Annotated in this window: 18 protein-coding genes; 6 read left to right on the top strand and 12 right to left on the bottom strand. The window is 70.3% G+C overall.

Annotation, left to right across the window (positions count from 1 at the left end; translation table 11 throughout):
- Positions 1 to 199: 199 nt before the first annotated feature.
- From ACZ51D_RS20835 to ACZ51D_RS20805, 7 genes are all read right to left on the bottom strand, one after another.
- Positions 200 to 2098, bottom strand: a complete 1899-nt coding sequence (locus ACZ51D_RS20835) for an Ig domain-containing protein (RefSeq protein WP_465618992.1) — start codon at positions 2096 to 2098, stop codon at positions 200 to 202.
- Between the two features lie 406 nt (positions 2099 to 2504).
- Positions 2505 to 3782, bottom strand: a complete 1278-nt coding sequence (locus ACZ51D_RS20830; RefSeq protein WP_465618990.1) for an alpha/beta hydrolase family protein — start codon at positions 3780 to 3782, stop codon at positions 2505 to 2507.
- 261 nt (positions 3783 to 4043) lie between these two features.
- Positions 4044 to 5273, bottom strand: coding sequence for an acyl-CoA dehydrogenase family protein (locus ACZ51D_RS20825; protein ID WP_465618988.1), 1230 nt, complete (start codon positions 5271 to 5273; stop codon positions 4044 to 4046).
- Positions 5274 to 5276: 3 nt separating this feature from the next.
- Positions 5277 to 6305, bottom strand: coding sequence for a phosphotransferase family protein (locus ACZ51D_RS20820; RefSeq protein WP_465663218.1), 1029 nt, complete (start codon positions 6303 to 6305; stop codon positions 5277 to 5279).
- A 131-nt stretch (positions 6306 to 6436) separates the two neighbouring features.
- Entirely contained in the window at positions 6437 to 6949 is a 513-nt protein-coding gene (locus ACZ51D_RS20815; RefSeq protein ID WP_465618984.1) for a hypothetical protein, read from the bottom strand.
- A gap of 227 nt (positions 6950 to 7176) precedes the next feature.
- Positions 7177 to 7386, bottom strand: coding sequence for a DUF397 domain-containing protein (locus ACZ51D_RS20810; protein WP_465663217.1), 210 nt, complete (start codon positions 7384 to 7386; stop codon positions 7177 to 7179).
- A 3-nt stretch (positions 7387 to 7389) separates the two neighbouring features.
- Entirely contained in the window at positions 7390 to 8214 is an 825-nt protein-coding gene (locus tag ACZ51D_RS20805; RefSeq protein WP_465618980.1) for a helix-turn-helix domain-containing protein, read from the bottom strand.
- Between the two features lie 106 nt (positions 8215 to 8320).
- On the opposite strand from ACZ51D_RS20805, the gene ACZ51D_RS20800 reads away from it, so the two are divergent.
- From ACZ51D_RS20800 to ACZ51D_RS20785, 4 genes are all read left to right on the top strand, one after another.
- A complete protein-coding gene (locus ACZ51D_RS20800; RefSeq protein ID WP_465663216.1) occupies positions 8321 to 8464 on the top strand; it encodes a hypothetical protein in 144 nt (47 codons plus the stop codon).
- A gap of 63 nt (positions 8465 to 8527) precedes the next feature.
- The gene (locus tag ACZ51D_RS20795; RefSeq protein ID WP_465663215.1) at positions 8528 to 8671 is read left to right on the top strand and encodes a hypothetical protein; all 144 of its coding nucleotides are present in this window, start codon (positions 8528 to 8530) and stop codon (positions 8669 to 8671) included.
- Positions 8668 to 8880 carry a hypothetical protein gene (locus ACZ51D_RS20790; protein ID WP_360506938.1) on the top strand — a complete coding sequence of 71 codons (213 nt, stop codon included), beginning with the start codon at positions 8668 to 8670 and terminating at the stop codon, positions 8878 to 8880. The genes ACZ51D_RS20795 and ACZ51D_RS20790 overlap by 4 nt, the downstream gene beginning before the upstream one ends.
- Before the next feature lie 107 nt (positions 8881 to 8987).
- Entirely contained in the window at positions 8988 to 10271 is a 1284-nt protein-coding gene (locus ACZ51D_RS20785) for a polysaccharide deacetylase family protein (protein WP_465663214.1), read from the top strand.
- Positions 10272 to 10314: 43 nt separating this feature from the next.
- Here ACZ51D_RS20785 and ACZ51D_RS20780 read toward each other — a convergent pair whose 3' ends face one another.
- Positions 10315 to 12186 (bottom strand): transglycosylase domain-containing protein, encoded by a 1872-nt coding sequence (locus ACZ51D_RS20780; RefSeq protein WP_465663283.1) that lies wholly within the window; start codon positions 12184 to 12186, stop codon positions 10315 to 10317.
- 333 nt (positions 12187 to 12519) lie between these two features.
- Between ACZ51D_RS20780 and ACZ51D_RS20775 the strand changes: the two genes are divergently transcribed.
- Positions 12520 to 13629 (top strand): hypothetical protein, encoded by a 1110-nt coding sequence (locus tag ACZ51D_RS20775; RefSeq protein ID WP_465663213.1) that lies wholly within the window; start codon positions 12520 to 12522, stop codon positions 13627 to 13629.
- 173 nt (positions 13630 to 13802) lie between these two features.
- Here ACZ51D_RS20775 and ACZ51D_RS20770 read toward each other — a convergent pair whose 3' ends face one another.
- The 3 genes from ACZ51D_RS20770 to ACZ51D_RS20760 all read right to left on the bottom strand — a co-directional run bounded on the left by ACZ51D_RS20770 (position 13803) and on the right by ACZ51D_RS20760 (position 16187).
- The gene (locus ACZ51D_RS20770; protein ID WP_465663212.1) at positions 13803 to 14702 is read right to left on the bottom strand and encodes a Gfo/Idh/MocA family protein; all 900 of its coding nucleotides are present in this window, start codon (positions 14700 to 14702) and stop codon (positions 13803 to 13805) included.
- A 32-nt stretch (positions 14703 to 14734) separates the two neighbouring features.
- Positions 14735 to 15406, bottom strand: a complete 672-nt coding sequence (locus ACZ51D_RS20765) for an O-methyltransferase (RefSeq protein WP_360503084.1) — start codon at positions 15404 to 15406, stop codon at positions 14735 to 14737.
- Between the two features lie 115 nt (positions 15407 to 15521).
- Entirely contained in the window at positions 15522 to 16187 is a 666-nt protein-coding gene (locus ACZ51D_RS20760; RefSeq protein ID WP_465663210.1) for a DedA family protein, read from the bottom strand.
- A gap of 540 nt (positions 16188 to 16727) precedes the next feature.
- On the opposite strand from ACZ51D_RS20760, the gene ACZ51D_RS20755 reads away from it, so the two are divergent.
- Complete coding sequence (locus tag ACZ51D_RS20755; RefSeq protein ID WP_465663208.1) at positions 16728 to 18230, top strand: tyrosinase family protein; 1503 nt, start codon at positions 16728 to 16730, stop codon at positions 18228 to 18230.
- Between the two features lie 170 nt (positions 18231 to 18400).
- Here the strand turns inward: ACZ51D_RS20755 and ACZ51D_RS20750 are convergent, their stop codons facing one another.
- Positions 18401 to 19240 (bottom strand): class I SAM-dependent methyltransferase, encoded by an 840-nt coding sequence (locus tag ACZ51D_RS20750; protein ID WP_465618963.1) that lies wholly within the window; start codon positions 19238 to 19240, stop codon positions 18401 to 18403.
- Positions 19241 to 19367 lie beyond the last annotated feature (127 nt).

The following is a 19367-nucleotide window of genomic DNA, read 5'->3' as shown; positions in this document are numbered from 1 at the left end:
TGTCGATTCGACGCACCGGGGGCCTGATCGGATCCACGATTCCCGATCCCGGTTCCCGATTCCGGATCCCGACCCCGGATCCCGGTTCCCTCCGAACAGACGGACGGACAGACAGGCGGACAGACGGACGGACGGACAGACGGAAAACGGCACCGGGGCGGGCGCTGGGCCCACCCCGGTGCGTTCGGCGCGGTGATCGTCAGGAGACGGTCACGTCGTCGTAGTAGGTGTAGGTCGGGTCACCCGGGTAGTTGTCGTCGTGGTTGCTCAGGGTGAGCGTGTAGGAGTGGCCCGGGGTGACGGTGGCCGTCTTGTTGGTCCAGCTGCCGGTGGTGGTGCAGGTCTTGGCGAGGACCGTGGTGGTCGTGCCGGTGGTGTTGTCCTTCAGGGTGGCGGTGGCCCAGTCGTAGGTGACCGTGTCGTTGCAGGTGTTGCTGTACCAGAAGGACAGCTTGCTGGAGCCGGTCGGCGCGGTGAAGGTCTGGGCGAGCGAGGAGTCACCGGTCGGGTTGGCGGAGCCGACCATGGCGCCGTAGCTGCCGCTGTGGGCGGCGCCGGTGGTGGCGGAGGTGGTGCCGGCGGCGGTCCAGCCGGTCAGGTTGCCGGTCTCGAAGGTGCCGTTGGCGACGGGGTTGCCGCCGCCACCGCTGGTGGACTCGGTCCAGCCGAAGCTGGTGCTGCCGGTGGCGCCGGTGGTGTCGGTGGCGGTGACCGTGACGCTGGAGGTGCCGGCGGCGGTCGGGGTGCCGGAGATCAGGCCGGTCGAGGAGTTGATCGACAGGCCGGCCGGCAGGCCGGTGGCCGAGTAGGTCAGGGTCTGGCCGGAGGCCGAGTCACTGGCGTTGATCTGCAGGCTGGCCGCGGTGCCGACGGTGCCGGTCTGGCTGCCCGGGTTGGTGACGGTGACCGTGTTGCCGTGCGTCAGGATGGCGTGCGAGATCGCGCAGGAGTTGGTGTCGTTGGACCAGCTGGCCTGCTCGGCGTAGCTGCCGAAGGAGCCGAAGGAGATGTTGGCGGCGCCGCCGGTGCTGCCGGGCCGGATCCAGGCGCACTCGTCGGAGTTCTCCTGGCCGTTGTAGCTGCTGCCGGAGACGTGGTTGGTCCAGCCGCCGGCCGGGTTCTGGTCGGACATCATCTCGTGCCACTCGTGGCCGAGGGTCATCGTCCAGCCGTCCAGCGTACCGGGCGAGTTGACGAAGCCGACGCCGCAGTTGGCGCCCGCGTCGATGTTGTACGGCTGGTTGGAGAACGCGATGTCGCCGTAGGGCGAGTTCGCCGCACCGCCGGTGAGGGTGGTGTCGCCGTTCCAGTCGTGCCAGGCGCAGTACCCGGTGCTGGGGTTCTGGTAGTCGTCCGGGTTGGTGCCGTGCGGCGACAGGACGATGTAGTAGGCGTCCCGGTTGGCCGCGGCGGTGGTGTTGCCGAAGTGGCCGGCGGCCTTGACCGCTTCCTGGGCGAGCTGGTTGCCGGTGGCCTGGCTCGGCGAGGCGGCCGCGTTGTCGTACCAGACGCCGGACAGCACGCCGCCGCTCTGGTACGGGATGAAGTTGGCGTTGGACGGGCAGCTGACGGCGCCGGTGGCGACGTTGGGGCCGTCGCACCACTGGGTCAGGTCGGCCGACCAGGTCTCGCCGTTGGTGCCGATGCCCTTGAACATCTGCTGGGTGGCACCGGCCGCGCCGGCCGAGTCGTTGGTGAACTTCGCGTTGCCGTTGGCGTCGGTGCTCTGGGTGCCCCACTGGGTGCCGTAGAAGATCAGGTAGACCTTCGAGTGCCCGCTCTGCACGCCGATGCCGTCGACGCCGCCGCCGTAGGACAGCGTCTGTTGACCGGTGGCCGCGGCCTGGTTGTGGGCGTCCAGCCACTTCTTGTAGTTCTCGTGCTGGGACATGCCCGGCACCGCACCGTGCCGGTACGGGTGGCCGTTCTGCGGGCTCCAGGGGTTGAACTCGTTGCCGGTGCTGCCCTGCGAGCTGGAGATGTCCTGCGCGGAGGCCGGGCCGGCCGCGCCGGCCAGGCCGGCGGCGGCGAGCGCGAGCGACGCTATTCCGGTGAGCGCCGCGTACTTCGCGCGTCCGATTCTGGGGGAGTGACCCATGGGTGAGGGTGCCTCTCTTCTGCCGATCGCCCTGCGGCTAGGGGGAGGCCGCGAACGATCCCTTGTGGGGAAGGGAGCAACGGCGAATTCCGCCGGGAGTCGACTCTGTTCGGGGTCTTTCACCCACTCGGAATTGACTGTCCGTCGACTCGGCGCCGTCTGCTGGGCAGAAGGAAAGCAGTACTGATGAACACTGGTCAACGGCGAAGAGTAAGGACTGATTAAGAAACGCGTCCATGCAGGTAAAGGCGCAGATGGCCGGGGTGGGATGAACGCGGATCAACGCGCGTAGCTCATTCACTGAATGTGGATCGGAATACTGTTCCGCATTCGGCGGATCACCACTTTCCGGCGACTCCGACGATCGGTGAATCAGCGTCAGAAAATCCCGCCGCCGGCCGGTGCACTAACCCTCGTACGCCATCTCCGGGAAGCGCGGCGAAGGGCCCTCCAACAGGTGGTCGTCGTGGTCGCGCAGCCAGCGGTCGAAGAAGGAGGCGACGTACGAGCGGGTGGCGAGTTCGGCGCGGCCCGGGCGGATGTCGCCGACGTCCGAGCGCAGCTGCTCCTTGGTCAGCGCGCCCTGCCGGGCGAGCTGCGGCAGCAGGGACTGGGCATCGGTGTACGAGCCGTGGCGGGAGCCGGTGAGGGTGAGGTCGGCGTGCCAGCCGGTGCTGTGCTGCCACAGGGCGTTCCAGCCGGGCTGCTTGCGGTAGTCCCCGGAGTCGTCACTGCCGGTGCCCATCAGCAGGAAGGGCCGGTCCAGGCCGTCCTCGGCGACGCTGGGCAGGAACACGCCGGTGTGGCCGTCCGGGCCGGGGAAGTGCAGTTGGCCGTCGAGGTTGATCCCGGCGGCGATCCGCGGGTCGTCGTGCATGGCCTGGAGGGCGGTGAAGCCGCCCGCCGAGTGGCCGACCATGCCGATCCGGTCGAGGTCGAGCGACCCGGCCAGACCGGCCGGCAGGCCCTTCCGGGCGCCCAGCCCGGCCAGCTCGTCCAGGACGAAGCGGGTGTCGTCCACTCGGGTGGCGAGGGCCTTGCGCAGCACGGCGCCGATGTCCAGATCCGGCCGGCCGAGCATGCCGGGCAGCACAGAGGAGGCCAACTCCCCTCCGGGGAAGGCGACTTCGGAGGCCTCGTAGGTATGGTCGACGGTGACCACGACGTAGCCGCGCGAGGCGAGGTCCTCGACGAGCGCGGTCCCCCAGGTGCGCGGGTCACCGAGGCCCGGCGAGTACAGCACCACCGGGCGACGGCCGCCGGGCAGCGCCGGGGCGTCCTCGCGGGCGTGGGTGCGGATGCCCGACCAGTCGGTGCGGTCCGGCTCGGTGCCGTAGTTGACCCGGGCGAGGCCCTCGGCGCCGCCGAAGTGCGCCCCGGCGGCGGGCTCCATGTACGGGGCGCGGTCGGCGGGGCCGGCCGGGCGGGACGTCGGGTACCAGAGGCTGATCATCAGCTCGCGTCGGTGCCCGGGCTGCCAGGGGTCCTCGCGGCCGGCGTCGGTCAGGTGCAGCGAGGTCGTCCCGATCGGGTACGGCCCGGTGGGCTCCGGCAGCCATGCCCGCGCCTGCTGCCCGGCGCTCCCGCCCTCCCCCGCCGCCACCGCCGCGGGCGCGCCGACCGTGCCCAGCACCGCCGTCGCCGCCAGCAGAACCGCCGCCAAGGCCCGTCCCCCACTGCCCATGATGTGTCTCCTCGTGCCGATCGATCGAACACGCAGGACACTACGGGCGGAGACGGGCCTCCGCCGTCATACCAGGGAGCCAACCAGCCCCTGAATACCCGGGTATGACACCCCTAAGGGCTACCTCCGGTGCCGCGTCGGCTCCCCGGACGGCAGGTCAGTCCAGCCCGAGCGCCTCGGCGAACTCGACCGCCTCCCGGAGGATCGGCTTCCTGCGGGGGTGACCCGTGCCCGGGGCTGCCGGGCCGCCCCCTCCCCCGCCTAGCGGTACTTCTTCAGCTCCCGGCGGGCCAGCGAGCGCTTGTGCACCTCGTCCGGGCCGTCGGCGAGGCGCAGGGTGCGGTTGCCGGCCCAGAGCTGGGCGAGCGGGGTGTCCTGGCTGACGCCGGCGGCGCCGTGGGCCTGGACGGCCTTGTCCAGGATCCACTCGACGGTGCGCGGCGTGGCGATCTTGATCGCCTGGATCTCGGTGTGCGCGCCCCGGTTGCCGACGGTGTCCATCAGCCAGGCGGTCTTGAGGACGAGGAGCCGCAACTGCTCGATGCGCACGCGTGATTCGGCGATCCAGTCCTGGACCACGCCCTGCTCGGCGAGCGGCTTGCCGAAGGCCACCCGCTCGCTCGCCCGGCGGCACATCAGCTCCAGCGCCCGCTCGGCGATGCCGATGCCGCGCATGCAGTGGTGGATCCGACCCGGGCCGAGCCGGGCCTGGGCGATGGCGAAGCCCGAACCCTCCTCGCCGATCAGGTGGTCGGCCGGGACGCGGACATCCTCGAACAACACCTCGGCGTGGCCGCCGTGGTCGGCGTCGTCGTAGCCGAAGACCGTCATGCCGCGCTTCACCGTCACGCCCGGGGTGTCGCGCGGGACGAGCACCATGCTCTGCTGGCGGTGCGGCTCGGCGGACGGGTCGGTCTTGCCCATCACGATGAACAGCTTGCAGTCCGGGTTCATCGCGCCGGTGATGTACCACTTGCGGCCGTTGATCACGTACTCGTCGCCGTCCCGCTCGATCCGGGTGGCGATGTTGGTGGCGTCCGAGGAGGCCACCTCGGGCTCGGTCATCGCGAAGGCGGAGCGGATCTCGGCGTCCAGCAGCGGCCGCAGCCACCGCTCGCGCTGCGCGGCGCTGCCGAACTGGGCGAGCAGCTCCATGTTGCCGGTGTCGGGGGCCGCGCAGTTGAGCGCGGGCGGCGCCAACTGCGGGCTGCGGCCGGTGATCTCGGCGAGCGGGGCGTACTGCAGGTTGGTGAGGCCGGCACCACGCTCACCCGGCACGCCCTGCTGGTCCACGAAGAAGAGGTTCCACAGGCCCTGCTTGCGGGCCTCGGCCTGCAGCTCGGCCACGACCGGAGGGATCGTCCAGGGGGCGCGGGCCGGGTCGGCGAGCTGGGCGGCGAGGACGGCCTCGGCGGGGTAGACGTGCTCGTCCATGAAGGCGAGCAGCTGGGCCCGGAGTTCGTCGGTCCGGGCGTCGTAGGCGAAGTCCATCGGTCAGTTCTCCTTGAGGGTGCTCAGGCCGTGCCGGGCGAGGATCGGGGCCATCTCGCCCGCGCGCTCGAAACCCGCGCCGAGGGTGCGGCCCTGCTGGAAGCGGAAGTGGATGCCCTCGGCGACGGCGGCGAGCTTGAACGAGGCGAAGGCCACGTACCAGTCCAGGTCGGCGGCCTCGCGGCCGGTCGCCTCGGCGTACCGGGAGACGATCTCGTCGGGCTTCGGGAAGCCGGGGGCGGTCATCGCGGAGGGGATGATGCCGCCGCCGACGCCGGCCAGCTCGGTGTACATCACCAGGAGGCCGATGTCGGTGAGCGGGTCGCCGAGGGTGGACATCTCCCAGTCCAGGACCGCGGCGATGGTGTCATCCTCATCGACCAGCACGTTGTCGAGCCGGTAGTCGCCGTGCACGAGGGCGGGCGCGGGCGAGACGGGCAGCCGCTCGGCGAGCAGGGCGTGCAGCCGGTCCATCTCGGGCAGCTCGCGACTGCGGGAGGCGGCGAGCTGCTTGGACCAGCGGCGCAGCTGGCGCTCCAGGTAGCCGTCCGGGTGGCCGAAGTCCTCCAGCCCCACCTGAGCCGGGTCGATCCGGTGCAGGGTGGCCAGGGTGTCGACCAGCCTCTGCCCCAGCGCATGCACCCGCTGCTCCCCGAGAGCGGCCAACGGGGCGGCGTCCCGGTGCGCGGTGCCGGTGACGTGCTCCATGAGGTACCAGGACGCGCCGAGGACGTCCTCGGTGTGGTCGATCAGCAGCATGCGCGGGACGGGCACCCCGGTGCCCCGCAGGGCCGACATCACCCGGTACTCGCGGCCCATGTCGTGCGCGGTGGCGAGGACGTGCCCGAGCGGCGGCCGCCGCAGTACCCAGCGGGAGGCCCCGTCGGAGAGGACGTACGTGAGGTTGGACCGGCCCCCCTCGATCAGGTCGGCCCGCAGCGGCCCCTGGACAGTCCCGGGCAGCTCACGGTCCAGGTGGACACGGAGACGCGCCAGGTCCAGGCCGGGCGGGTCGACGGGAGTCTCGGGCATCGGGCGGCTCCTCGGATCGGCGGGGATTGACTAAGCGCTTGCTTAGCATTCAACCGAGAGCTGCCCCTGTCAATGCCACAACCCCCCGGGCCACCCGGCCCAGGGGGTCGTCCGCACGGGTGCGACGCGAATCAGAGGCCGCTTTCCGCAGCGTCCAGGGCGTCCAGGGTGGCGGGGTCGAGGGCGATGGCGGGCTCTGCGGAGAGGTGCTCACGCCAGGGCTTGATCTGCACTCGGCGGATACCGAAGTTGAAGGCCCAGCTCTCGTCGGGGACGAGTTCTCCGCCCCGCTCGTACATGACGATGAGAGGCTCGAACGGATCCGGCAGGTCCGGTAGTTGCACTCCCGGAGTGTCCCGCAGGGTTGCCCACCGCACGGCCGCACGGCAGGCGTTCTCGGTCGAGATGCCGCCGACATGCGCCACGAGGAACTCCTCAAGCCGCTCGGCCACCTCGGGGTCCACCTGGATCTCCGGGGCGAGCGCTCCGGCGATGTCGAAGATGGGCCACTTCGGCGGACCGCCCAGCACCTCGGCCCAGAGCGAAGCCCGACGGAGATATTCGACCATCAGCCGGGACATCGAGATCGAATGCGCGTTGTGACCCTCCATGTTGGTCCACGCGATGGCGGTCAGACGGTCCACTACCGCATCAGTGGGATTTGTACTCATTCACACGCCCCCTCCCGCGAAGAGTCGTTCACTCTGCAACGGTCGGGTTCTGGGGGCGGAGGCGGGCCCAGCCCTGGCGTTTCCCTCCACGCACCCGTCGACCTCGATCACTCCCGTGACAAGATCGACGAACGACGCGACAAGGTTTCAGCCTGATCGCGGGATACCGGTCACGTTCGTGACGAAGCGTTCGACAGCGGTCAGATGCCGCCGAACTCGCCTGCGGCAGCGGCGACGACGAAGGACCGCCATACACCGATCGGGAAGACGAGCGCGGGCCCTTCCGGGTCCTTGGAGTCGCGGACAGGAACGACGCCGGGGAAGTCGGGCGAGACCTCGACGCAGGAACCGCCGTTGCCGGAGTGCGACGACTTGAACCAGGAAGCGCGGGACAGGTCTGGCCGGATCATGGGTCAAAGTTCCTCTCGGGCCTTGCGGATCAGGTCAAGGGAAGCAGCTCTGGTCAGCGCTTCCACCTGCAACCGATGGTAGGCCGTTTCCCACTCCCTGACAGTCCTGTCCTCCCGCACGACAAAGCCGTGGTCCGCAGATTCCGTGTAGCCGACCACCGAACGGTCGGCAAACGTCAGCAAGGTGACGAACGCGCGGAACGGGGCATGCTCGGCCATGGCGAACGGAGCCACCTGAAAGATCACATGGGGCTTCATCACCATCTCGACCAGGTGATCGAGCTGGGAACGCATGGTCCCAGCGCCGCCCACCGGGCGCCGGATGCAACTCTCGTCTATCACTGCATGGATGACCGGCGGCTTGGCACGCTTGAGAAGCCCCTGCCGCTTCATGAGGAACTTCACTCGCTCCTCGGCCTGGTCAGGCGTACTACTCCCCCGCTGCACTGCCGCCGCCTCGATCGCGGATGCGTAGGCCTTGGTCTGGAAGAGCCCGGGGACGAGGTTCGGTTCGTAAATCCTGATCTCGGACGCCCGGGCTTCCTGCGCGGCATGCTCGGGGAAGCCCTCCAAGAACCCCTTGCGCCTCATCCCGAGCCACATCAGCTCCAGCGTCTGGCCCGTCCCGAGCGCCTTGTCGGCCGCCCTGACGAAGGCTCGGCTGGTGGATTTGCGGCCTGTTTCCACCGCCGAGATGTAGCTGTCCGAGTAGCCCATGGCTGCGGCCAGGTCTTGCTGGGTCCAGCCCAGTGCCTCGCGCGAGCTGCGAAGCAGGGCGCCGAAGGACTCTCGCGGGGATGACGTTGGATCAAGCTCTCTGCGGTTCAAAGCTCACACCCGATTCCACTTGAGACGCAGGCAAGTTGAACGATTGCCAAGCTTAGCCGACAGTGGGCACACCTGGTAGTCGAGTTACTACGGAGAGGAGTGGACGATGGCCAGTCCCACGTCCTGCAACAACCCCACCCCGCCCTTCCGGGTCGTGATGTACCTGGCGCGGAGCGGTTCCGGCTTCCCCGAGCGCGAGTTGAGCGTGTGTGAGGCCTATGCCGGGCCTTCGACTGGGGCATCGACCTGATCGTGGTGGACGACGAGGTGAACCGGAAGGGGCCGGAGCACCGGCCCATGCTCCGGGGCCGCCTTGCAGCAGGTCCTCGACAGGCAGGCCGGCGCGATCCTCGTCCCCCACAAGGCCGCGATCTCGCCGATCGAGGGCGAGTTCGACGACTTCTCCAAGCGTGTGGAGAAGGCCTCCGGGTTCATCCAGGTGGCGACGCGGCGATGACCGACGGCCCCACCACCCCCACGGAGCTCGAGATCCGCGTGATCGACTCCCGGAGCCCGCACTTCTTCACCCTGGAGTGTTGGGCCCTCTGGGACCAGGTTCGCAACGACTACGTCCGCGTTCCCGGTTCCTCGGACCGGATCCGGCGCTTCTACACTCTCGCGGCTGCCGAGGCGTTCCAGCGGAGTCTCGGACACCGTCCAACGTAGGCCCGCCGCTTGGTGGTTCACCTCGGCAGGCGCAACCTTTCCCGCCCTCTCACACGTCGATCAAGGTGTTCTAATGATCGAACTTCAGGGCGATTTTCGGAGGTACGGTGCGGCTTGCTCGTGGCGCGACCGGTCTGCTGGCGGTGGGGGTCGTCTCGGCTCTCGTCCTGACCACGGGATGCTCCGACACCAGGAGCAGACCCACCGCCACCGGCACCACCCCCTCGAGCCCCGCACCCACCACCCCGAGTGGGGCCCCCTCCGACACCCCCGCTCCCACCCCCACCCCGACCCCGACCCCGGTGCCGACCTGGGACGGCCAGGTCAAGGTGCTGGGTGACGGCTCCACCTCCGACACCGGGCCGCAGCCCAAGCAGCCCGTGCCCGAGAAGCTGAAGCCCGGTGAGAAGCCGCCGCAGTTCGTCGTCTTCTCCTGGGACGGGGCTCTGGAGGGCGACGACCACCAGTTCTCCCACTTCCGCAAGCTGGGCCTGGAGAACAACGCCCAGATGACGTTCTTCCTGAGCGGCATCTACACCCTGCCCAAGTCGAAGCGCACGCTCTACCACCCGCCGCAGCACGACGTCGGCGCCACCGCCATCGACTTCGCCACCGACGGCCATCTCAAGGACACGCTGGAGCAGCTGCGCCTGGCCTGGCAGGACGGCAACGAGATCGGCACCCACTTCAACGGGCACTTCTGCGGCCCCAAGAGCGGTGGCGGCGGGGACTGGTCCACCGACGAGTGGAGGAGCGAGCTCGACCAGGCGGTCTCCTTCGTCACCAACTGGAAGACCAACACCGGCTACAAGGACCTCCCGCCGCTTCCCTTCGACTACACCAAGGAGCTGGTCGGCGGACGTGCCCCCTGCCTGGAGGGCCAGAAGAACCTGCTCCCGGCGGAGAAGGCGGCGGGCTTCCGCTACGACGCCAGCTCGCCCGGCGAGTTCCAGGTCTGGCCCGTCAAGAAGGAGGGCATGTGGAACTTCCCCCTCCAGATGCTGCCCTACCCGGGCACGTCGGCCCAGGTCCTCTCGATGGACTTCAACTTCCTCGCCAACCAGTCCGGGAACACCACCAAGGGCGACCCGAAGAAGTATGACGAGTGGGAGAAGAACACCCGGGACGGCTACCTGGCCGGCTTCGAGCGGGTCTACAACGGCAGCCGGGCGCCGCTCTTCATCGGCAACCACTTCGAGGACTGGAACGGCAGCATCTACATGCAGGCCATCGAGGACGTGATGAAGGGCGTCTGCAAGCGCGAGGAGGTGCGCTGCGTCTCCTTCCGCCAGGTCGCCGACTGGCTGGACGCCCAGGACCCCAAGGTGCTCGACAAACTGCGCCAACTCGACCCCGGGCAGCCGGCCGACTGGTCCCGCCTGGTGAAGTGACCGGCCCCGGGCGGCTGCGGGCTCCGCAGCCGCCCGGCCCGGCCTACCGCCCGCCCGCCGGCCCGCCCGCCGCCTTCATGTACGAGGTCCAGATCCGCGCGGGCAGCGCCGAGTCGGGGGTTTCCGGCGCCGCCCCGCCCAGTCCCTCCAGCGAGAGCAGCTTCATGTCCCGCAGGTCCGCCCGGAACACGGTGACCGCCGTCGACAGCTGCCCGTTGTAGCCGACGATCCACCCCGCCGTCCGGTCCGCCGTCGTGCCGGGCTTCGCGGCCAGGTCCGGGCCGGCCTCCGCCGCCGGCGTGGCGCTCCCGCCGCGGACGGCACCCTTGAGCGCGGCGTCCACCTCGCCCGCCACCGCCGCCGGCAGTGCCCGCGCGACGGCCGGCAGGCGCAGCGCGAGCGGCGCGCCGTTGCGGGTGATCCGGAACACCGAGTACGGGTCCGTCCGGTTCCCGCCGGCGGCGAAGGCGGTGTACGCGTCCGCCGTCCTGATGGCGCTGGGGGTGGAGTTGCCGGCCGCGAAGGCCGGTACCAGTTCGCCCATGCTGCCGGGGAGCAGGCCGAGGTCGGCGGCGGTCTTCTGGACCCGGTCCAGGCCGATGTCCATGCCGAGTTGCATCATCGGCCCGTTGACGGACTGCTCCACGGCACTTCTCAGACTCACCGGGCCCCAGTCGCGCTTGCCGTCGTTGGCGGTCTTCACGATCTTGCCGTCACGTCCCCAGTACGGCCCCTCCGGGGTCATCACGTTCACCCCGTTGTCCCCGTTGTAGGTGGTGGTGGGCGTGATCGGGGTGCGGTTGCCGCCGCGTCCGCGCTGGACGCCCTGGCTGAGCCCGGTGGCGTACACGACCGGGGTGAAGGCCGAACCGATCGGCACCGTCGAGGTGTTGGCGTTGTTGAAGCCCTGTTTCAGGTAGTTCGGGCCGCCGTAGAGCGCGACGATCCTCCCGTCGAGGCCGACCGAGGCGGCACCGACCTTCAGGGCTTTGTCGGCCTCGCGATTGTCGGGGTCGATCCCCTTGGTCGCTTCCTGCACCGCGACGGCCAGCGCGTCGACCCTGGGCTTCTCGAAGGTGGTGAAGATCTGGTGGCCGCCGAGGTCCAGCTGGGCCGGCGTGATGTCGCTGTGGCTCTCCACGTAGGACCGGGCCGTGTCGACGAGGTACCCGACCTGGCCGCCCAGGCCCGCCGACTTCGGCTGGGCCTTGGGCTCGGGGAACACCGTGTACCGGGCGCGCTCGGCGCGGGACAGCTTTCCGACCTCGACCTCCCGGTCCAGGATCCAGGACCACCGTTCCTCGGCCCTCTTCCGGTTCTCCGCGCCGAGCGCCGGGTCGTACTGCCCCGCGCCCTTCAACAGGGCGGCCAGGAAGGCGCCTTCGCTGGGGTCGAGCTGCGAGACGTCCTTGCCGTAGTACGCCGCGGCGGCGCGTTCGATGCCGTAGCTGCCGCGGCCGAACCAGCTGCTGTTCAGGTAGCCGGCCAGGATGTCGTTCTTGCTCATCCGGTCGTCCAGCTTGATCGCGATGACGGCCTCTCTGAGCTTGCGCGCGTAGTCCTGGTGCTGGTTCAGGTAGATGTTCTTGACGTACTGCTGGGTGATGGTCGAGCCGCCCTGGGTGTCGCCGCCCGAGAGCATCGACCAGAACGCGCGGCCGATGCCCTTGACCGAGATCCCGGGATCCGAGTAGAAGGTCTCGTTCTCGGCGGCCAGCACCGCCCACCGCACCGACTCCGGCACCTGTTCCAACGGCACCTCCTGCCGGTTGGTCTCGCCGATGCGGGCCATCTCGGTGCCGTCCGCCCAGAAGTAGACGTTGTTCTGCTGGGTGGCGAAGGAGTTCAGGTCGTCCGGCACCTTCGTGGTCGCGAAGAACCAGGCCAGCCACCCCGTCAGCGGCAAGGCCCCCACCCCGGCCACCAGGAGCAGCTGCCGCCAGGACGGGAGCCAGCGGCGGACCCCGCGCCGCCGCTGGCGCGGATAGTCGAGCCACCGCAACGGCCGCCGTCGCCGGCGTCGCCGCCGTCCGGGCTTCTCCTCCTCGGCCCCGCCACCTCGCTGTGGACGCACAGTCCGCTCTCCGCTTCGCTCATCCGACGGCCCTCTCGAACAGATAGACGAGATGAGGGCGGCATTCCGGCGGCGGGGAAAGGATGTGATCGTCGTCATACTGCGCGCGACGGCGCGTCGGAACCGGACCGGGCCTCCGCCGCAACCGCTCCGGCCGACCGTCAGAATGGCGCCATGAGGTTGATCCACACCGTGATCGGTGCGCTGCTGCTCCTGCTCGTCGTCGGCAGCATCCTGCGCACGCTGGTCGTCCCGCGCGGGCTCTACTCGTCCCTGGTGAACCGGCTCTGGGCGGTGCTGCGGGGCGTGCTGCGGCTCTCCGCCACGCCGTTCGGCGGTTACCGCGCACAGGACCGGGCGCTCACCTGGCTCGCGCCGCTGGTCCTGCTGGGGATGCTCGGGCTGTGGCTCAGCGGGATGCTGGTCGCCTACACGCTGCTGCTGCACGGCACGTCCGACCTCAACTGGTCGACCTCGATCCGCGAGGCCGGCTCCAGCCTCTTCACCCTCGGCTACGCCAGCGGCGAGCGGCTGCAGCTGTCCGCGATCGACTTCATGGCCGCCGCCAGCGGCCCGCTGGTGGTCGCCCTGCAGATCGCCTACCTGCCGACCCTCTACGCCGCCTACCAGCGGCGCGAGACCGAGGTGACCCTGCTGCAGTCCCGGGCCGGCGAACCCGCCTGGGGCCCCGAGCTGCTGGCCCGCCAGTCCCTCGTCGACACCGAGAACGCGCTCCCCCAGCTCTACCGGGACTGGGAGCGCCTCGCCGCCGACATCGGCGAGAGCCACTCCAACTACCCGGTGCTGCTCTCCTTCCGCTCCCCGCAACCGAACCGCAGCTGGGTGGTCGGCCTGATCGCCGTGATGGACGCCGCCGCGCTGCACCTCGCCCTGTGCCCGAGCACGGCCCCCGCCGAGGCCCGGCTGGTGATCCGCGCCGGGTTCACCGCGATGCGCGACATCGCCCGCGCGCTGCGGATCCCCTTCGACCCGGACCCGGACCCGGAGGTCCCGATCCGGCTGACCTACGCCGAGTACCTGGGCGCAGTCGCGATGATCATGGCGGCCGGCTTCCGCCGCGAACGCCCGGTCGAGGACGCCTGGGCGCACTTCCACGGCTGGCGCGTCAACTACGAGGCCGTCGCGTACGAACTGGCCCGCCGCAGCGACGCCGTCCCCGCGCTCTGGACCGGCCCGCGCGACTTCCGCGCGGCCGTCATCCCCCCGGCCCGGCCCACCGACCGCCGCCCGGCCGGGTCCCCGCCGGCCCTGCCGCCGGCCTGACCGGCCCGACCGGCCCGACCGGGCTGACACGCCCGACACGCCCGGCGCGCCTGACCGGCCCGACACGCCCGACACGCCCGACACGCCCGGCGCACGAACGAAGGACGCACTAACGGACGACGCCGGGCGGGGCACCGAAGCGCCCCGCCCGGCGTCACCGAGTCCGCGAGGCCTCAGACCTGCACCAGTCCGCCGACGGCCAGCGAGCGCTCGGCCGCGGCGAGGATCTCCACCACCCGCAGCCCGAAGTCCGCCCCGCACGGATGCGGCTCGCCGGAGGCCGCCGCGGACTGCAGGGCGTCCAGCGCCCGGTGCAGCGCGGCGAGCGGACCCTCACCGCGCTCCGGCAGGTGGGCCACGCCGTGCTCGCCGCGCAGCTCCAGGCCCGTCCCGCCCGCCGCGACCGGCGCCGTCAGACTGAGCGCGAGCGTGCTGGACGCGCCGCCGGCGTGCCGCAGCACCAGGTGCACGGTGTCCAGCGGGCCCGCCACCGCCGTCACCTGCGTCGCGTCGCCGAGCACCGGCAGCAGTACGGACAGCGCGTGCGGGCCGACGTCCCACAGCGAGCCCTTCTCCTTGCGCCACGGCGAGGCCGCGTACGGGCTGGAGCTGCCCGGCGCGAACACCGAGCCGAGCCAGTCCGAGCGGCCGGTGTACCAGCCGCCCAACGCCGCCTGCTCCTCGAGCCACGGGATCTGCGGGCCGCCGAAGCGCACCGTGAAGAACACCACCGAGGCGACCTTGTGCGCGCGGACCGCCTCGGCCACGGCCTCGGCGTCCGGCACGGTCAACGCGACCGGCTTGTCCAGCAGCAGGTGGCAGCCGGCCTCGGCGGCCCGCACCGCGAGGCCCGCCTGCACCGACGGGGGCAGCGCGATGGAGACCGCGTCCACGTCGGCCAGCAGCCGGTCGAGGTCCGCGTACCCGGGCACACCGTGCGCCGCGCCCAGGGTCTCGGCCGCCTCCGGGCGGCGGCCCCAGACACCGGCGAACTCCAGCCCGGGATGCTCCGCCAGCACGGGCGCGTGCACCCGCTCCGCCCAGGGGCCGGTGCCCAGCAGTCCGATCCGCACGATGTCTCCGTTCCTCGGTGGTGCTGAAAAACTCAGCCCTGCACGCGGGCGAGCGTGAAGCCGTCGTAGCCCTTGCTGCCGACCGTCTGCACCGAGGTCGCGGTGACCCTCGGCTCGGCCGCGATCAGCTCGTGCAGGGCCCGGGTGCCGAGCACCGCCGGGTCGGTGCTGTCCGCGTCGGCGACGGCGCCGCCGCGCACCACGTTGTCGACGATGATCAGCGAGCCGGGCCGGGTCAGCTGGAGCGCCCGGCGGAAGTACTCGGGGTTGCTCGGTTTGTCCGCGTCGATGAAGACCAGGTCGAAGGGCTCCACGCCCTGCTCCACCAGCGCCGCGAGCGAGTCGGCGCCCCGGCCCAGCCGTACCTCGGCGACCTTCTCCAGTCCGGCGGCGGCCAGGTTCCCCCGGGCGACCTCGGCGTGCTTCGGGTCGATCTCCAGGGTGATCAGGGTGCCGTCCGCGGGGAGCGCCCGGGCCAGCCAGATCGCGCTGTAGCCGCCGAGCGTGCCGACCTCCAGGATCCGCTTCGCGCCCTGGGTCAGCGCCAGCAGGTGCAGCAGCTTGCCCTGGTTGGGGGCCACCGCGATGTTCGGCAGCCCGGCCGCGTCGGCGGCGGCCGCCGCCGCCTCCAGCGCCGGATCGTGTCCGACCAGCTGCTCGGAGAAGTACGCGTCCACCGCGTCCCAGGTCGGCTGCAACGTCATCGGGCCCTCCGGAGTGCAAGATCGGCAGGTACTCCGCCGATGCTACTCCGAGGGCCCGATGGCTCCGGGACGGCCGTCAGTCCCGTCCCGTGGCGTTCTGCTGGGTTCCGTTCCGTTACTCCGGGACGGCGGTCCTGGCGGCGGCCGCGGTCGCGGCCGCCTCCTCCGCCTCGATCTTGGCGTGCGTCTTCGCGGCCCGACGCTTCATGATCCAGGCCGACAGGCCGCCGATCACGACGGCTGCCGCCAGACCGGCCCAGGAGAAGCGGGACAGCCACGGCTCGATGCTCTTGCCCACCTTGTACACCAGCAGCGTCGTGCCGCCGGCCCAGACGACGCCGCCCAGCACGTTGGCGATCAGGAACTTCCAGTACGGCATCTTCAGCGCGCCTGCCAGCGGACCGGCGAAGATGCGCAGCAGGGCGATGAACCGGCCGAAGAAGACCGCCCACATGCCCCACTTCTGGAACGAGCGCTCCGCGGTGGCCAGGTGAGAGGGCCCGAAGTGCTTGGGGAACTTGCGTCCCAGCTTCTCGAAGAGCGGCTTGCCCCCCTTACGCCCGATCGAGTAGCCGATCGAGTCGCCGATGATCGCACCCGCGATCGCGCAGCCCGCGACGCCCCACGGGCTCACCACGCCCTTGACCGCCATCAGGGACGCCGTGACCAGGGCGATCTCGCCGGGCAGCGGGATGCCCAGCGATTCGATCCCGATGATCAGGCCGACCACGGCGTACACCGCCGTCGGTGGAATGCCCTCGATCCAGGCGTCGATGTGCAAGGCCAGTACCTCCGTGGCAGGACGGGACCGGCCGCGCTCCCCGTGGAGCCGCGGGCCGGTCCCGGCAGTGGTCCGATGGCGGCAACGCCGCCGCTCCCCCTCAGGGCAGCGTAACGTGCCGGGCGGCCTGTCCCCCCGGCCGATAACCCGTGGTTTTCGACGTGCGGCCGCACGCCATGGTTCCAGTCCGACCGGCATTTCTTCAAGATTCGGCAAAGTACCTCTGCCCTCGAGAGCCCTCCGCTGCCTTCGGCTGACGCCGGCCTCGGCCCGCCTCGGTCGGATCATGCGCGGCACCGCGTCGAGCACCAACGCCCGGACCTCCGCCGGACGCAGGTCCTGAGGACTCGGAGTGAAGGCTGGGAGGAACAAGCGGAACAATTTGATTCCGCAAATCGCGGCGCTCATCAAATCGACTCGCGCCCGACGCTCCGGCAAGGCCGCCCCATCGGACCAGTCGACCTCGCCGCTGGTTGATACATCGTCGACCATTGGCCCTGTATCAACCGCAGCGCCTATTCGGAGCCCACCGGAGGAAGCATGACCACGACCCAGAACGGCCCGACCGATGATCAAGTCGTTGCAGCGCCGACTTATCTGGCGGACATTCGTTTCTTCTTCCGGCCTCAGGACCTGGACCACATGGCCACCATCGGAATCGATCTCGGCACCTATGAGGGAGTGAAGAGAAACGCGCTGGCGATTTACGCACAGACCTCTCCGCCGAACTCGCACATGCCCCCGGACGCGGAGGGGAAATGGAGTGCCGAACGCTCGCAGACATTCCGGAACTGGATCCTCAACGGATTCCCCCTCGGTACGGCGACCCCGGTCGAGCCACCACCGCCCGTGACGCCCCCGACCCGGCTCCGCAAGAACATCACGACGTTGAGCGACGCCGAGTTCGAGCTGCTGAAGACGGCGTTCACCGCGGTGATGGCCCGCCCTCCCGAGGCTCCGGACGGCTACTTCGCCATGGCCGGGCAGCACGGCCTCCCGGAGAAATGGTGTTTGCACCACGAAAACCGCTTCAACCCCTGGCACCGCGTTTACCTGCGGGTGTTCGAGGACGCGTTGCGTTCCGTCCCGGGTTGCGCGGAGGTGACACTCCCCTACTGGGACATCGCGACCGACCTGCCGGACCGGCTGCAGCATCCGCCGTTCGACCAGTACGTTCTTCCCGCCGATCCCGGCGCCACCGCCCTGCCGCCCAAGACCGGATTCTTCCCGTACACCACGCAACGCTTCTCGCCCGCCGACATCGCACAGAACGTGAAGGATTTGAGTGTCCTGGATGAAATCGCCACCTCGCTGAAGCAGTCGGTGTGGGGGGCGTCCGATCTGAACGGCTACCAGGACTTCTCGATCCAGGCCCACGACGGTGGCCACGGGTCGATCGGGCCGACGATGGGCAACCAGTGGGTAGCTTCCTTCGACCCGGTGTTCTGGTTCTTCCACTGCAACATCGACCGCCTCTGGCTGAGCTGGCAGACCCGCGTCGGCGCGACCACGCTGGCCGGATTCCGAACCACGCTGGGACAGGACCCCAACTGGCCCACGGATCCGCTCGGCGGCGCGCTGCCACCGTTCACCGCGACCGCCGGCCAGACGATCGAAACCGAGGTCTCGTACGATCGGCTGGAACTCGCCGACCCCGCGGAGGGCGTGTTGGAGAATCTGTCCGGAAACATCGAGGCCGCCCGCACCTTCGCGTTCCGGAGCGCCAACCCTGTTTCGGTGCGGGTCAAGGGGATCGACCGGCTGAACATCCCGGGTTCGTTCATCGTGAGTTTGCTCGCGGACGGTGAGCCGATCGCGAAGCGCTTCTTCTTCCAACCGGACAATCCGCGGAACTGCGAGAATTGCGCGCAGCACGGCCTCGTCAACATCGACTTCCGAATGACACAGGAACAGCTTCTCGACCGGACGCTGTCCGTCCGCATCGACGTTCCCGGGCAACCCGAGGAAATCGGTACGGCCTTCCCGCTCTCCCAGGCAGGAAATCCCACCATCAATGCGCGGCTGCTGGTGCAGGAAGCGTAGCCGCCGGGCCACCGGTACCCGGGCTCGGTGCCGCACGGCGGACGGTGACGGCCGTCGGCATGTTCTACATGCTGGTCGGCATGAGCTGACCGCAGCGCCCTGGGCACCCGGTCCACCGGCATTGATCAGGTGTTCGACGACTGCATGCTGTCCTACGACGGCTTGCAGTCCTAGGACTGCTCGGGCCGCTCGGCGAAGTCCAGGACGGTGACGGACGGACGGCGGGTGGCCAGTGGCGGGATGGTCAGCGCGAGTGGCAGCAGGGCGCCGACCAGCCCGCGTCCGCCGGTCGGCCGGACGTCCCGCACCGCCGCCACCGCCGGACTGGCGGTGCGGAGCTTGTCCCGCTCACCCGCGTCCATCGCCCACGGCATCGGCGGCGGCTGGTAGCCGCGGGCATGCATCTTCCCGTTCAGGGTGAGTCGGCTGAACCAGCGCGGCACGGCGTCCAGCACGAGAGAGCCGCCCGGGAACCGCTCCGCGCAGCCCGCGATCAGGGATCTCACCCGGGCCGGCGGAAGGTACATCAACAAGCCTTGTGCAGTGACCAGTACCTCACGGTTGCGGTCCACCTCGTCGGCCCACCCCAGTTCGGCGGCGTCGGCGGCCAGGTAGCGCTGGCGCGCGCCGGGCGGCAACAGCTCCGAGCGCAGCGCCACCGCCTCCGGCAGGTCCACGCTCAGCCAGCGGGCCCGCCCGTTGTCGACCCGCCAGTACTGGGTCTCCAGGCCCTCCCCCAGGCAGACCACGGTGCCGCGCGGCTCCCGGGCCAGGAAGTCCGCCACCTCACGGTCGAAGCAGGCCGCGCGCAGCGCTTGCAGCTGGCTCACCATCGCGTTCCGGCCGAACCGCTCCGCGAACGGGAAGTCGATCCGGCCGACCAGCTCGACCGCCTTCGGGTCCGGCAGCACGGTGTCCGGCCGCCGCGCCTCCACCGCCCGGTGCCACAGCGTCCACAGCGCCGTCTCCGGCACCGCCTCCAGCTCGGGCCGCTCCGCGCCGCCAGTCATCGCTCGCTCCTTCGACGTGCTCCCCGGATGCCCGCGCGTGTGCCACGCGTACCCCGCGGGTGCCGAACGGGTGCCGCGCGGGTGTCTCGCGCTCGGGCATGAACCCGCCGATTCTGACACCCGGTCC

The sequence above is a fragment of the Kitasatospora sp. NPDC033851 genome (genome assembly GCF_055576085.1).
Note: the sequence above shows the minus strand (reverse complement) of the source record. Positions and strands in the feature narration are given on the sequence as shown.

Coding starts and splice junctions, on each gene's coding strand:
- ACZ51D_RS20820 (WP_465663218.1), bottom strand. CDS start 6,305: ATGCCCGAGACTCCCGTCGACCCGCCCGGCCTGGACCTGGCGCGTCTC.
- ACZ51D_RS20800 (WP_465663216.1), top strand. CDS start 8,321: ATGGCCAGTCCCACGTCCTGCAACAACCCCACCCCGCCCTTCCGGGTC.
- ACZ51D_RS20810 (WP_465663217.1), bottom strand. CDS start 7,386: ATGATCCGGCCAGACCTGTCCCGCGCTTCCTGGTTCAAGTCGTCGCAC.
- ACZ51D_RS20790 (WP_360506938.1), top strand. CDS start 8,668: ATGACCGACGGCCCCACCACCCCCACGGAGCTCGAGATCCGCGTGATC.
- ACZ51D_RS20835 (WP_465618992.1), bottom strand. CDS start 2,098: ATGGGTCACTCCCCCAGAATCGGACGCGCGAAGTACGCGGCGCTCACC.
- ACZ51D_RS20830 (WP_465618990.1), bottom strand. CDS start 3,782: ATGGGCAGTGGGGGACGGGCCTTGGCGGCGGTTCTGCTGGCGGCGACG.
- ACZ51D_RS20825 (WP_465618988.1), bottom strand. CDS start 5,273: ATGGACTTCGCCTACGACGCCCGGACCGACGAACTCCGGGCCCAGCTG.
- ACZ51D_RS20755 (WP_465663208.1), top strand. CDS start 16,728: ATGACCACGACCCAGAACGGCCCGACCGATGATCAAGTCGTTGCAGCG.
- ACZ51D_RS20750 (WP_465618963.1), bottom strand. CDS start 19,240: ATGACTGGCGGCGCGGAGCGGCCCGAGCTGGAGGCGGTGCCGGAGACG.
- ACZ51D_RS20765 (WP_360503084.1), bottom strand. CDS start 15,406: ATGACGTTGCAGCCGACCTGGGACGCGGTGGACGCGTACTTCTCCGAG.
- ACZ51D_RS20775 (WP_465663213.1), top strand. CDS start 12,520: ATGAGGTTGATCCACACCGTGATCGGTGCGCTGCTGCTCCTGCTCGTC.